The organism is Candidatus Delongbacteria bacterium, from assembly GCA_020634015.1.
Taxonomy (GTDB): Bacteria; CAIWAD01; CAIWAD01; order CAIWAD01; family CAIWAD01; genus JACKCN01.
The window spans coordinates 389,432-403,607 of the sequence record JACKCN010000002.1 but is presented as its reverse complement, the minus strand read 5'-3'; the positions used below and the strand labels follow the sequence as shown (position 1 = coordinate 403,607).

7 protein-coding genes are annotated in these 14,176 nt (G+C 65.8%); all 7 read right to left on the bottom strand.

What is annotated here, in order from left to right; translation table 11 throughout:
- Positions 1 to 18: 18 nt before the first annotated feature.
- Positions 19 to 1,998: a hypothetical protein gene (locus tag H6678_05750; protein MCB9473295.1), complete on the bottom strand. Its 1,980-nt coding sequence runs from the start codon at positions 1,996 to 1,998 to the stop codon at positions 19 to 21.
- On the bottom strand, positions 1,995 to 4,424 hold the full coding sequence (locus H6678_05745; GenBank protein MCB9473294.1) for a DNA internalization-related competence protein ComEC/Rec2: 2,430 nt from the start codon (positions 4,422 to 4,424) through the stop codon (positions 1,995 to 1,997). Before H6678_05745 ends, H6678_05750 begins: the two co-directional genes overlap by 4 nt.
- A gap of 113 nt (positions 4,425 to 4,537) precedes the next feature.
- A complete protein-coding gene (locus H6678_05740; protein MCB9473293.1) occupies positions 4,538 to 4,954 on the bottom strand; it encodes a YraN family protein in 417 nt (138 codons plus the stop codon).
- A gap of 275 nt (positions 4,955 to 5,229) precedes the next feature.
- Entirely contained in the window at positions 5,230 to 10,173 is a 4,944-nt protein-coding gene (locus tag H6678_05735) for a right-handed parallel beta-helix repeat-containing protein (GenBank protein MCB9473292.1), read from the bottom strand.
- A 49-nt stretch (positions 10,174 to 10,222) separates the two neighbouring features.
- The gene (locus tag H6678_05730; GenBank protein MCB9473291.1) at positions 10,223 to 12,976 is read right to left on the bottom strand and encodes a S8 family serine peptidase; all 2,754 of its coding nucleotides are present in this window, start codon (positions 12,974 to 12,976) and stop codon (positions 10,223 to 10,225) included.
- A gap of 142 nt (positions 12,977 to 13,118) precedes the next feature.
- On the bottom strand, positions 13,119 to 13,640 hold the full coding sequence (locus H6678_05725) for a BMC domain-containing protein (GenBank protein MCB9473290.1): 522 nt from the start codon (positions 13,638 to 13,640) through the stop codon (positions 13,119 to 13,121).
- Positions 13,641 to 13,771: 131 nt separating this feature from the next.
- Positions 13,772 to 14,053 (bottom strand): BMC domain-containing protein, encoded by a 282-nt coding sequence (locus H6678_05720; protein MCB9473289.1) that lies wholly within the window; start codon positions 14,051 to 14,053, stop codon positions 13,772 to 13,774.
- Positions 14,054 to 14,176: the final 123 nt, after the last annotated feature.

Here is a 14,176-nt window from a genome sequence, read left to right as displayed (position 1 = left end):
TCCACCCCCGGTTCCATTTCAGGGCATTGCCGCTCCGATGTTTCCAAGTTTTCCCGCCCACCGCCTGCCCGCCCCATCCGTGACCCACACCAGATAGAATCCTCGCGCCAGCCCGTTGCCCGGGATCTCAAGCTCCCGTTGCTGCGGCAACAGCGTCCAGCGGCCGTGGCGAGCACCCCGCAGATCGATCAGCTCGACACTCAGACTTTGCTGACTGAACTCCCGGACATTCAGGACCCAGCCTGTCCCTTGCCGGGTCAGACGCGGCGTGATCTGCCGCGGCTGTTCGCGGGCAAGCGGCAGCACATCGGGAGCGGTGGAAAGCGTCGGCAATGGCCAATCCAGTGCACCACCCGGGCCGAGAATTCGCAGGCTGTCCCGCTGAATGCTCAGGCGGCCCACCAAGGGCACCTCCTCTTCCCATTCGATGTGATGGGGCAGATTGCCAACCAGCCGCATCTGCCGAAGTCGCCCGCGTGAGTCAATGCTCAGCAGGCGATCCGGACCGCGTCGGCAGAAATGCAGACAGCCCTGGTGCACCCATGGATCACTGCTGGCATGAATTCCCGTCGGTCCCAGATCGAAGGCCTCGATGTCCGTTTCATGGGCGATCAGCAGGCGATCTTCGAGGATCAGCATCTCCCCGTCAACGGCTGGCACACGCCACAGCCCCAGGCTGCGCGGCATCCAGGGAATCTCCAGATCAAGCAATTCCAGGCGCTGTCCCAGGCGCACGACTCCCCAACGGGAATCCAGTGCCAGGTCCCCGGAGACATGCAAGCCAATTCCCGCCACACTGTCCGGAGCCTCTTCGATGGTGTCCAGCACCAGCAGCGAGTTGCCGTGGATCACCAGCGCGTGGTCTTCGAGGCCGACCGCCGCACTCGCCGAGTGCAGCACACCCTGGCCAAGCAGCTCGCCCTGCCAGCTCCAGGCGCTGTAGCCGTGAGCCCCCACGCGAATGGGACCGGCGCCGGCAAAGACCAGACCCAGAGGGTCAGGATCACGTTCGAGCAGTCTTGGCTGGCCGGAATCCAGCAACAGCAGGTTGCCGTCGCGGCAGAGTCGCCATTCACGCCGGCCCCGCAGCCAGCGGTCCACCAGCTCCGGCGGGCGATCCAGCGATCGCTGCAGCTGCCAATGCCCCAATGATTCCGCAACGATGCGGCGCGTACTCTCCTCTTCAAGCACGAGCAATCCGTTGGCTCCGGGCAACAATCGTTCACCGTGTCGCACCAGATCCGGAAGTCGTCGGATGAGACCCGCAGCCAACTCCCAGAGTTGCCCATCGCCCGTGTCCAGCCACAGGCCATTCTCGGTCGGCCATGCTTGGACGAAGCGCGGCAGGCCACCGGGCACGGGACGCTCGCGCTCAAGTGGTCGCAGGCGGCCGTTCTGTTCGAGGATCCAGACATGCCCGGCGGAGACACCCCACTCCAGGACCGAGGCGGGCAACCTTCCGGCTTCTTGCATCCGCCCGCCCTCTGGAGTGTACAGGACCTGTCCGCGGCGCACCCAGATACGGTTCACCCCATCCGTGCGCAGGGCGTCTCCCGCGGGTCCCGGCAGCTCCAGCAATCCCAGCAGTCGCGGTCGTTGCTCGATGCGCAGTTCCTGCACGCCCCCGGGCACCATAGCCCAGGCCCGAAGCCCGTTGCCATCGGCCCGTGTGATCACGCCCGTGCAGGACTCCCCCGCCTGCCAGCTGGCCTGCCAGTGTCCGGCGACCGCCTGCCGCCAGCGTCCGTCCCTGAAGATGCCCCACGGACTGTCCGGCTCGGCGGGAGTCACGGCCAGGCCCAGCAACTGGCCGGGGGCAGCCAGAGTCCAGAGATCGCGTGATCCATGGGCCACAACGATGTGCGTATCTCCCCGCGCACACCAGCCGGCAGTGCTTTGCTGGATCTCGCGCCAGGGTTCCCAGCAAAGTGTGGCCGCCTGCAGCACGGGTCCTCCGGCCCAGACCAGCAACATGGTCAGGACGACATGTGCGTTCATTCTTCCTCCTGTGGATGACGACTGTGAAACAGAGGACCCGCGGGACGCCCCGGCCAGTTCAGTTCACGGATTCCCTGCCGATCGAATCTCAACCAGATGGCCGCCCTGTGGTCGCTGCGCAGGATTCTGGCTCCCCGGTCGCGGCAACGCTGGAGTACCTCGGGGCTGGGGTGGCCGTAGCGGTTGCGGCGTCCGCAGCTCACCAGGCAGAGCTCGGGCGACACGGCATCCAGCCAGGCGGGAGAGCTGCTGTGGCGCGAACCGTGATGCCCCAGCTTGAGCACCTGACTCTCCAGCAGGGGGCCCCACGCCAGCAACCAGGTCTCGGCCGGCAGACCCGCATCGCCGGCGAGCAAGGCCGCGTGTAATCCGTGCTCGACACGCAGGACCACACTGCGCTCATTGCCTTCGGGCAGGAGTGTCCCCGCGGGTGGACCCAGCACGCGCAGGCGCCAGCGCGGGTCCCGCGCCAACTGCATGCCGGGGCGGGCCCGGCGCGGAGACAGACCAAGGGAATCGCAGACCATGCGCAGGCTGTCACACAGGGCATTCCTGCGCCATTCTCCATTGTAAAGCACGGCCCTGACGGGCAGGTTGCGCAGCAAGGAAAGTGCTCCGCCGATGTGATCCGCATCCGGGTGGGTCAGCACGAGCCAGTCCAGACCCTCCGGGGCCTCCCGGGCCAGCACGGGCAACAGGCGCAGACCCATGTCCCGGTGCGCGCTGCGCACACCAGCGTCCACGAGGACCCGTTCCCCTCCAGGAGCCAGCAGCAGGGTCGCGTCGCCCTGATCCACATCAAGCGCCAGCAGCTCCAGAGACTCGGGGCGGTGCAGTGTCCGAAGTTTCAGCCCCAGAGCCAGGAGGCAACCCGAAATCCCACAGACGATCAACGCGCGCTGGAGTCGCCCCCGCATGAGCAGCACGATGAAGGGCAGCACACCGAGCCAGAGCGAGACGGCACCTGAGGGCTTCCAGAGGATGTGCGACCGTGGATCCGCACCCAGCAGGGCCAGACGATCCAGGAACCAGACACCCGTCTCAAGCAGGGCCGGCAATGGATTTCCGGGAAGCGCGACAACCGTGTGCAACACGCCCGTGGAGAGCACGACCCCGCAGGCGGGAATCGCCAGCAGATTCAGTGCGATGCCCCCCAGAGGCAGGCGACCGAAGAAATGAAGTGTCACGCCTGCGGTGAAGAGGGTCACCGTGAGACTGGTCCGGGCGGCCAGCAGCAGGGACCGCCCCAATCGCCGGATACGGGCCCGCGGGCGGTGCCGGGTGGATTCACCATTTCCCAGACCAAGAGCCAGGGCCGCGACGGCCAGGTAGGAAAGCAGGAAGCCAGCCTGGAGCAACTGACCTGGCTGCAGCAGCAACTGGACCTCGGCACAGAGCAGCAGTACCAGCAACAAGGGCTGTCCCCGCTCGAGACGGCGCGCCAGCAACAGCAGCATGGCCATGCTGGAAGCTCGCACCACGGATGCGGGCGCCCCCACCAGCCAGACATATCCGATCAGGAAGCACAACAGCGCCCCTTCCCGGCCCAGGCGCGGAACGCGCAGCAGCCCGAGGGTCTGCAGCAGCAGTCCGGCCAGCAAGCCCACATGCAGACCCGAGAGCGCCAGCAGGTGCGCCAGACCACTGGCACGCCATCCCGCCAGGCGCTCGCGATCGAGGCCGCTGCGATCCCCGAGCATCAGGGACACGAGGAACGCGCCCGTCTCGGGGCTCAGCTGACGCCGGATGCGCATGCTCACCGTGTGACGAGCGGCAAGCCGCAGATTCTCGAGCCGGTCCTGCCAGAGCATGGGCGGCCCCGTGTCCGGCGCCATGGCCCGGGCCTGATCCAGCCCACTCGCAGCCAGGCGCGCCTCACAGGAGAGCCGGGTCAGCCAGCCCACCTCGTCGAATCCACCCGGATTCACCGGAGGGCGAGCCAGCAGCCTGGCCGCCTGACCCGGTGCATGTGGTGGCAGCAGCAGGGTGGATTCCCTCGCACGCGGCTCGCTCATGTCATGGGACTCGAGCACGCGTCCGGATGGCACACAATGCCCGAGAGAATCGACAAGCCAGAGTCGCAGATATCGGTACTGGCGTTGACGGGGTGCGCTTTCGCGCCCGATCTCCTGAAGCAGCAACGCCTGGCGGGGAGCATGCCCCGCAAGACGGAGTCGCGATTCCGGCAGAGCCAGGACACAGACCAGACACAGAGCCAGCAGAATCCGCGCACCAGGTCGCTCGCCCAAACCGATGGCGAGCAGACAGGCCGGTGGCCCCAGAACCAGCGCCCAGCCTGTCCAGTCCTGCAACCAGCCCTCGACCACTCGGGCAAGAATCCAGGCCAGCCCCAGCCAGACGGCAAACCGCACGGCGAAGGCATCCGTCAGCGGCATCACACCGCGTGTCCTGTGAGTCAGTTCCATGCGGGGAATCCGCAAAGAGGGGGCCACTCGCGGACGGCGCGAACACGGGACTTGCGTGCCCTGCGCGCTGATCGATTCTGGAATTCACGACGGAATTCCGAAGTCCGCGACGCTCAGAAGTCTTCGGGAGGAAGGATCGAACGCACATGGCGGATCAGTGGTGGTGCCTGGCGCTGGTCCACCGTGCACAGGTCCACGGACAGGTCGGTCCAGTGCGGAGCCATGCTGCGACTGCGCGAATCCTGCAACCACAAGCCAAGAGTACGACGCAGGCGGGCAAGCTGGGGCAGGCCGTAGTACAGCAAAGGGTCATGCACGCGGCTGCGGCTGAAGGGGCCCACGGTCTTCACTTCGACAACGTGAAGCGTGCTGTCCCGGTGCAGTATCAGATCCAGTTCCCCCGCCCAGCGCAGGCGCAGGTTGCGGGCGATCAACAGATACCCCTGAGTCTGGAACCAGGCCAGGGCGATGTCTTCGCCCCGGGCTCCGTCGCGCCGGGCATCCTGGGTGCGTTGCGTCTTGCGATCCACGTCGTTCCTCCTGTTGTGTGACAGGACAATTCAACCTGCCCGCCACACTCAGGATCCGGCACCCGGCGCATTCTTCGCATTGCTGTCAACCGACTGTCAGAATATCCTGACGGTCGTGCATCAGGCTGCGTTCCCCATCCAGATCCGGCAGAGCGCCACCCGCCGTGCCACCCCCCGTGCCACCCGTCGTGCCACCCGACGCGCAATCCGATGCGGCACCTAAAAAGAAACGGCCCCGCAGTGCGGGGCCGATGACGAAGGCTGTTCGATGAGTGTCAGGGCGTGGAGATCACCAGACGTCGGCTCGCGCTGCGTGTCTCGAGACCGGCGGCGTCGATGCTGACGACCGTCCAGCTCCAGGTGCCCTGCTGGTCCAGGGTGACCGACTGGAAGGTGTCGGTGGTGTTGAAGTTCTGCGGGCTGGCCAGAGCAGCGTCACCGATCGCCTCGGTCATGCGCAGTTCCAGGCGGTAGCTGACACGATCTTCTGGGTCAGGATCGCTGGCGGCGCTCCAGCTGAAGCTCTGGCTGGAGGGCAGGGTGACACCGTCGGCGGGGCTGCGCAATTCACAGGCCGTGGGCGCTTCGTTGCGGGCGTTGTAGATGAAGGAGAACGCGGGACTCCAGTCACCCGTGATTCCATTGCTGTCCACGGCACGCACACGAACCAGGTGTTCCTGATTCTCGGCAAGGGCCTGTGCATTGAAACTGGACAACGAGACCTTGGCCTCGCGGCTGCTGATCTTCACGGGAGTGCCGAACGCCCGGCTGCGATCCAGTTCGACTTCGTATGACAGCACATCATCGGGATCGGGATCCACGGCCTCGGCCCAGAGCAGGCGGCCATCGCGGCCAAGGATCTCGCCTTCGCGCCCGGAAATCTGCACCGAGCCCGGGGTCGTATCCACCGAAAATCCCTGGGTGGTGCTGGCGGTTTCAAGCCCCGTGTTGTCCACGGCGATCACTCGCAGTTGGTACTCCCCACGATTGGTGAGGGCTGTCTGCCAGTTCTTGCTGGTGGCGGTCGTGGGAGTGCTGGTCAGCACCTTGCCTGCCTGGTCGAGCAGTTCCAGCCGATAGCTCACGCTGCTGCCAAGATCCGGATCGGTGGAGGCTTCGAACTCCACGTTGAGACGGTCCAGCTTGACCAGGCGTGCACTGCGAGCGGGTTGCTGGATCCGTGGCGCCGTGGGTGGATCTTCACGCGTGTTCACCACGAAACTGATGACCGCACTCCAGGGCGAGGAACTGCCAGCACGGTCGACGGCGCGCACACGCGCGAACCAGCGGCTGTTGTCCGACAATTCGCTGCTCGCGCTCAGCACGCCGGCGGGAACCGCCTGATTGCGCGGCGAGGCGAAGGATTTGTCCACGGCGAGCTGCAGCTGGTACGACAGGGTCGCCGGCGGATCGCTGTGATCCGGATCGCTGGCGGCCGTCCAGCTGAACTGCACGGCCGTGGTGCTCTGGGTGCTGCCTTCGACGGGGCTGCCGCTGAAGGTCGGAGCCGTGGGGGCGTCGTTGCCCGTATTCATCCAGAAGCTGCCCGTTTCCGAGGTGGCCTCCAGACCGTGGGAATCACGGGCGGTCACGGTCCAGTTGTACTGGGTGTCATCCTTGAGGGTGTTCCCGCCGGGCAATCTGTCCAGCTGGGGACTGATCGACATCAGGCCGCTGGCGTTGACCAGGGCTCGGCTGCCGCCGACCTCGGTGATCGTCACACGGTACTCCACCCGATCCTGGGGGTCCGGGTCCTGCGAGGCCGACCAGCTCAGCTTGTCACCGGGCACCAGCTCCAGATCGGCTCCCGTGCTCTGCAGTACGGGCGCGCTGGGCCGGCTGTCCGAGGACCAGGCCACCGGCGCGGCGGCTGTCTTCAGGCCCGTGTTGTCAATGGCACTCACACCCAGCCAGTAGGGTGTCCCATTCTCGATGGGCTTGCGGATGGCGACGCTGGTTTCGGTTCCCGTTCCCTCTGCCACCACCTGCTTGAGGCCCTCGTCCCTGGCCAGCACCCAACGGTAGCTCAGGCTGCTGCCGAAATCCGGATCGCTGCTGGCGGACCAGGCCAGGTCCACGCCATCCAGGCGCCAGCTGGCTTCACCCGCGCGTGGACTGGTGATGGCGAAGGGCGCGGGCGGATCGGGCCGGGCATTGGTCACGAAGTTCTGGACCTCGCTCCAGCCGGCGCTTTCCTGCTGATCGTCGCTGGCCCGCACACGCCAGTACCAGCGTGTATTGTCAGACAGTTCGCCGGGCGCCAGACTCAGGCGGTTGACGCCCACCACCGAATGCTCGACCAGACTGCCCACGAAGGTGGGATCGGTGCAGACCTGCACCGAATAGGTGATGCCGCTGACCGGGTCGCTGTGATCCGGGTCCGTGGACGCACCCCAGCTCAGCACGGGCTGCTCGGCCAGTTCCACTCCCCCACTGGGCTGGAAGGGCTTGCCGGGCAGCGTGGGCGGATCGTTGCGCCGGTTGAACCAGAAGAGGGCCGTCTCACTGAAGGCCGACTGCGCCCCGTGATTGTCGGTGGCCCGTGCACGCCAGTGGTAGCTCTGGTTGTCCTGCAGCTTCGCGCTCTCGGGCCAGGCGTCCAGGGATGTGTCACGCAGTTCGGCAAAGGGACGCTTGTCCAGTCTGATCAGTGGCGGATTGAACTGGCCGTCCCCGGAAATCTCCACGGTGTACAGCAGCAAGTCCTGGGGCCAGGGGTCCACCGACTCTGCCAGTCGCAGCGCCTGGTTGCCCATGATTTCCTCGTCGCGCGGGAACTGCAGCCCCGGTGAACTGGGGGTGGTATCCGCCTGAAGGCGGAAGATCTGTTGGCTGCGCGTGACCCGCCCGCTGTTGTCCACCGCTTCGATGGCCCACCAGACCGGTGCACGGTTGGGCAGTTCCGCCGTGTCACGGTAACTTCCGCTGCTGGGAGCCTCATCGCGGCGCGCGCTGCTGAGAGCGGCGTTGTCGGCCCGCACGAAACGGTAGGCGATGCTCGCCTTGGGGTCGGGGTCCGTCGACAACTGCCAGCGGAATTCGGGCAGCACATCGGCCACATCCCCTTCCGGCCCCAGCAGAGCGAAGGGCGCAGGATCCTGTTCCACCGGGTTGAGCCAGAAACTGCGCACGGGCGACCAGTCGGTGCTCTCGAATCCATCGTGAATCCGGACACGCCAGAAGTAGCGCGCATTGTCCTTGAGATCGACGGGGCAGGTCCACTCGGGTGAGGCCAGTTCGCCTTCACGCGTGGAGGCCACGATACGCCCGAAGGTTTCGTCCTCGGCCAGCTGGAACTCCCAGCTCAGCGCATCGCCTTCGCGGTCGGTGGCCGGCGGCACCTTGAACTGGGGCCGGAACACGGCCAGGATGCTGTCGTTTTCCGGACTCACCGGCAGGGGCACGCTGGGCAGCGAGTTCAGGCGGAAACTGTACTGCGGACCTTCGGAGCGCACCAGGAAGGTCTCCCATTCGGACCAGTTGCCGCCCGCCCGCAGGCGCACCCGGAAGAAGTAGCGCTCGCCATCGATCAGAGGCGAGCCCGCGTACGCCGTGCTGCGCAGGTCGGCCGCAGCCTCGTTGGCTCCGGAATCCCAGAGCAGGGGGCCGCTGAAGTTGCGGTCCTGGGCCACCTGGATCTCCCAGGCCTGCTGGCGCCGCTCCAGCAGATCGAAAAACTGCCAGGCCACCGTGAGCCGCTGGCTGACGATGTGCTCCGGATCGGGATCGCTGGTGATTGCCAGATCGTGCACCACGGGTCGGGGCTCGTCCACGTAATACAGGGCCCGCCTGGTCTCGTCCATGGTGCTGGCGAAAGCCACGTGCTCGCCCACATGCACGTTCAGGCGGCCTTTGTTCACGTTGCTCAGGCTGTCGCTGATCTGGAACTGGGCACGGAAGATCCCGCTGTTCTTGCCGGTTTCCTGAAGGATCAGCTTGAAGGTCTGCTGGGGGCGCTCGACCACGGAGATGGTCACGGGGGTCTGGTCGGGCGCGTACTTGTTGCGGTCGACGGCGTTCACCTGGACACGCACGGTCGCGCCGTCCACCAAGTCGAAACGCAAGCTGTCGCTCCAGGCGCTCGAGGCCATCACCTGCAGACCCAGGATCTCCACGGGCTGGGTGATCAGGTTCTCGGTGGGCCGATCCAGGCAGGGCAGCAGCGTCACCTCGACATCACGGCCGCGCCCATTGTCCTGACGCACCTTGGAGCTGAGCACGATCTCGTCGGTGGTGCCCCACCAGTTGCCGCTGAGATCCAGTCCGCGCGCCAGGTTCATGCCCAGCACCTCCACCGAACCCGAGAGCAGGCTGTTGCCACGCACCTCGGGCTTGCACTCGGCCTGGAACACGATGCCGGTGGCCTTCTCGGCACTGCGGTTCTCGAAAATCGCGTTCTCCAGCACTCGGGAATCACTGCCCGAGAGGAACATCGCCCCGCCGTACATCCCGCTTTCGTTGTCGATCAGGGCGTTGGCTTCGATCAGGGGCGAGGAATTGGACACATAGATTCCGCCACCATGGCGACCCGCGCGGTTGCTGACGATGAAATTCTGACGCACGACCGCATCACTGTAGAAGAAACAGTAGATCGCGCCACCATCGTCCACGGTGGCACGGTTGTTCTCGAAGGTGCAGTCGGCAATCAGCGGCAGCGAAAAATTGTAGGCCAGCACGCCGCCGCAACGGTCGGACTCGTTGTTCTCGAAAACGCAGTTGGTGATGCAGGGCGCCGCACCGTTGAGATAGACCGCGCCTCCGTTGTAGGCCACATCGGCCACCCGACCCGCATGGCTGAAGCGGCACCAGTCAAGCAGGCTGCCCGAATCCTCGAGGAACAGCCAGTCGGCATCGTAACTGGGCAGATCCTTCTGACCGTGGATCGACAGGTTGCCCCACAGCTCGCCCGGAGTGGCGCAGTCGAATTCGATCATCGCGCGTTTCTCGCCGCGCGCCAGCACGGTGCCATTCACCGTGATGCTGGTACCGGGTGCGATTTCGAAGCGGGTTCCCGCCGCAATGCTCAGCGTGATGCCTTCGGGCACGATCAATTCGCTGCTCACGGTCACCGGAGAATCGGCCGGTCCGACCCGGCGGTCGGCCGTGAGGGTGCCCGACAGTTCCAGTGCTGACGCACCCAGCGGCAGCCCCAGGCACAGCAGGAGACCCGCGACGAAGCGCGGGAGAACGGAGACGCGGGAGAACGGACGGTCGGGCATGATCGTTCCTGTCACACATTGGGCCGCGGGACTGTTCCCGCGGGCGGGGTCATTTCAGCAGCGTGATCCGGTAATTGCGTGACTCGTCGTCGAGGTGAAGAGTCAGCAGGTAGACACCACTGGCCGAACCGGCCAGATCCACGGGCAGCGAATGGCTGCCCGCGGCCAGGAAACTCGCACCGGCAGCATGGACCAGCCGGCCCTGCAGATCGTGGACTTCCCACGCCACCCGAGTGCCGTGGCTCAGGTCCAGATCGATCCGGGTAGTCGGGTTGAACGGGTTGGGCCGGATGGAAACCAGACCGAAATCCTGAGGAAGCTCCGGCTCGGGGGCCACCACGTCCGTGGCTTCCCACCAGCTTTGAAGTTCATCGGCATTCTGCTGCAGTGCCTGCAATGATTCGCCGGCAACCAGGGCGAAAACCACGGTGCGCACCGAAGTGGGGGCCAGGCTGAAGGCGGGGCCGGCCAGGCAGCATTGCCAGTCGTCGGCGCCCGTGCTCTGGGTCTGCACGAATCCACCTTCCACGTAGGCCAGGATCTCTGCGTCCTGCAGGCCACCGCTGGACCAGTCGTTCCAGCGGCAGAGTCGGTAGCTGGACGCCGGATCGGACAACAGTTTCACACCCAGATGCTGGTTGCCCGCATCGGTCATGTAACCCAGCGACCGTGCGGCATCCCAGCCGCCCGTATCGTTGGCCCAGGTGCCATTGACGTCGAAGTCCATCCACAGGCCGGCACGCAGGCCACTGAGGGTCTGGGCTCCCGTATTGCGCAATTGGTACTCCAGGATCACTCCGTTTTCCACTCCGGCCATGTCCAGGCTGCGCGAGACCAGATCGATTTCCAGTCCGATCGGACTGGCCATGGGACTGTCATTGAAGGACGCGGAAATGCGCTGCTCGGCACCGTTCTCGCTGAGGGTGATCAGACTGCCGGGCACCGGGGCGAAATCCGGGGCGTGACCGCTGAGATAGCTGGCCACATCGGCGACCATTCCGCTGGGCTGATGACTGATCAGCAGGCTGCCCACATAGAGGTGGTTGGCCCCTCCGGACGGCCAGCGAAACCCCTGCCCCACGGCCTGGTCATCCTCGAAATCGTAGTAGCCGATGGCTCCGTGTGACGAGACGGTCAGGTTCAGATTGCTGTTGTCGTGGGAGGCGTGGATGGGCGCGACCACCAGCGGAAAACTTTCGCGATGGCTGAACCCGCCGTTGGCCGTGATGTTCAGCAGCAGCTCGACCCGGGTGCCGGTGGGGATGCTGTTGCCGATCTGCACCGAAAAGCCATCACCCGCGGAACTCTGGCCCCACTGGAGCGAGCCGTACGCGCTGCTGCCGTCCTGGATCGTGATCCGGGGGTCGGCGCAGCTCAGCACGGCCTGGATGCCGGTCAGGGCCCCGATGTCCACCACAAGGCTGGCGTCGATGCCCACCACTTCGCCCAGATCGGGAATGCCGTTGCCGTTGGCGTCGTCCAGCACGATGCCCCGCAGGTCAATGGTCGCGGGAGATTCGGTCAGTGCGCGCCGGGCATTGATCCGGCCGCGCCCCAGTTCCCCGCTGTGTGCGGGGTTGAGGGCATCAATGTCGTCACAGGTGAAGATCACATGCTCGCGCAGCTGGGCCGGCGAGTAGAAGGGCTGGGTGCTGGACAGCAGGGCACAGAGTGATGCCACCTGGGGCGTGGCCATGGATGTGCCGCTCTTGGTGCCGTAGGTGCTGTTGTTCACGGTGGACCAGATGCTCACTCCGGGGGCCGTCAGGTCGACCCAGGCTCCGCGTGTGCTGCTGGAGGCGAGTACATCGGTGCTGTTCACGCTGGCCACGCTCAGCACGCCCTCGTAGGCGCCCGGATAGTGCGGCAGCGTGTTGCCATTGTTGCCCGCCGCCGCCACCACCAGACTTCCCGCCTCCAGGGCGGCCTGGATCACGTTCTGCTCGTAGTAGCTGTAACTGTCGCCCCCCCAGGAGCAGCTGATCACACGGGCATTGCTTGAGAACGCGTAGAAGATGCCCTCGATGCCGGCCGTGATGCTGCTGGCGTGTCCGGCACGCACGGGCAGCAGGCGGGGATTCCAGGCGATGCAGGCCACGCCCGTGGCGTTGTTGGTGACGCAGGCGGCCGTGCCTGAGGTGTGGGTCCCGTGGGAGGAATCACCCGGCATGGGCGACGGATCGGCGTCGTGGTCGCGCACATCGTAGCCGTGCACATCGTCCACATAACCGTTCTGGTCGTCATCGACCCCGGCGGTGCCGTTCAGTTCAACGGTGTTGGTATGGATGTTGGCGGCCAGGTCGGGATGGTCCAGCTGGGTGCCCGTGTCCACGATGGCCAGCAGCACATCGCCGTTGCACTGTGCCACATCCCAGGCGGCCGGGGCTTCCACGTGGGGCAGTGCCCAGAGTTCGGCCCAGTCGCTGTCGTTGGGCACAACGTCGGTCTGGCGCACGGGCGGAATCTCGGCCCATTCGACGTGCGCGTCCTGCTGCAGCCCCGCGAGGATCTTTGACCTGTGCTCATCGGACACGAAGGGCAGACGCAGGATCCGGTTCAGCCCCTGCGGATCATGCTGCAGGCGCGGCAAGGCTGGCACGCAGTCAAGAGTCATGCCATCGGCGCTGACATACTGGCCTGATTCGCGCACGGTCGCGGCCATGACGCCGTCGCTGAGCTTGAAGACGATCTCGTGCTCACCGCGCACCGCGGGTGCCTCGAGCGGCAGAGTTCCGGCCTGGACTGAGCCACCGACAAGCAGAAGCAGGGCAAGGGCTCCCAGCCTTTGATTCAGAGGGGACATGCCTGCTCCTTCCAGCCTTCGGGTCACGGAAATCTCGGGGGATATGGCTGGCTCCGGTGTGTCCGCCAGCCGCCTGCCAAAGGTAGGCCAAATCGTGCAATATCACCAGCAAAGGAGCGGGTCGGCCGCAGTGCGAAGCCCCTCACCGGCTTCCCGGAGTCGGGTCATTTTCGCCGGGAGTGTCCGCCCCGGATCCAGCTGCTTCTGGCGGCTCAAGCAGGGCAAGCAGGGTGGTGCGATTGGCCAGGGAAATCTCGCGGCCGCTGAGGGGGAAATCGCTCCGTTCCCGGGCCAGAGCCCGCAGGCGCGAGACGCTCAGGCTGGCCAGCGGTCGCTGGGCATCGATGGCCAGAGCATGCACATCCAGCGCCAGATGGCTGAGCAGGTCGAGGGTCGCGCTGGTGGGGCGGGGAATCAGGTGGCGACTGAGCACGGGGCCCACGCGGGCGGCGGCACGGGCTCCGGCGGCCAGAGCTTCGTTGACCGCGGCCACTTCGCCCATGATGCAGATGGTGACCAGGGCAGGTCGGGTCACCTGCTGCTGCAGCAGACTGACTTGCGAGGTCTTGAGCATGGCATCGCAGGCGACCACGGCAGCCACCAGTCCACGGGTCTCCAGCAGGCCGATCGCCTGTTCTGAGCGGGGGGGATCCGGGTGTGCCACGAGCCTCCTGGTTGGCCTTCGGGCGGGCGTACGGTGTGACAGGAAACCGGAAGACGGCAGGCCGTCTTCCGGTTCGCGATCCTCAGGGGAGTGCCGGACATGGACTCCCACCGTGCCCCGAAGGGCCCGGATCAGCCCTTCTTGGGCAGAATCAGTTCAACTTCGGCGTGCGGACGGGGAATGACATGCACGGAAACCACTTCGCCCACCTTCTCGGCAGCGGTGGCACCGGCATCGGTGGCGGCCTTGACGGCGCCCACATCTCCACGGACCATCACGGTGACATAACCGCCACCGATCTGCTCACGGCCCAGCAGTTCCACCTTGGCCGCCTTGACCATGGCGTCCGCTGCCTCGATCGCCCCAACCAGACCCCGGGTTTCAACCATGCCGAGGGCTTCGAGTGAATTCATGTCATCCTCCTGGGTACGCTGCAGAGGCAGCGAAAACTGAATTGGCGGCTGAGTGGCCACGAGAGGCCAGCCCGCTCCCCGGAATGTGCACTGCCTCGAGACAGCTCCGGGAGCGAGGGCGAA

Bases quoted from the DNA above. Each gene is read 5' to 3' on its own strand.
- H6678_05745 (MCB9473294.1), bottom strand. From the start codon at position 4,424: ATGGAACTGACTCACAGGACACGCGGTGTGATGCCGCTGACGGATGCC.
- H6678_05735 (MCB9473292.1), bottom strand. From the start codon at position 10,173: ATGCCCGACCGTCCGTTCTCCCGCGTCTCCGTTCTCCCGCGCTTCGTC.
- H6678_05720 (MCB9473289.1), bottom strand. From the start codon at position 14,053: ATGAATTCACTCGAAGCCCTCGGCATGGTTGAAACCCGGGGTCTGGTT.
- H6678_05730 (MCB9473291.1), bottom strand. From the start codon at position 12,976: ATGTCCCCTCTGAATCAAAGGCTGGGAGCCCTTGCCCTGCTTCTGCTT.
- H6678_05750 (MCB9473295.1), bottom strand. From the start codon at position 1,998: ATGAACGCACATGTCGTCCTGACCATGTTGCTGGTCTGGGCCGGAGGA.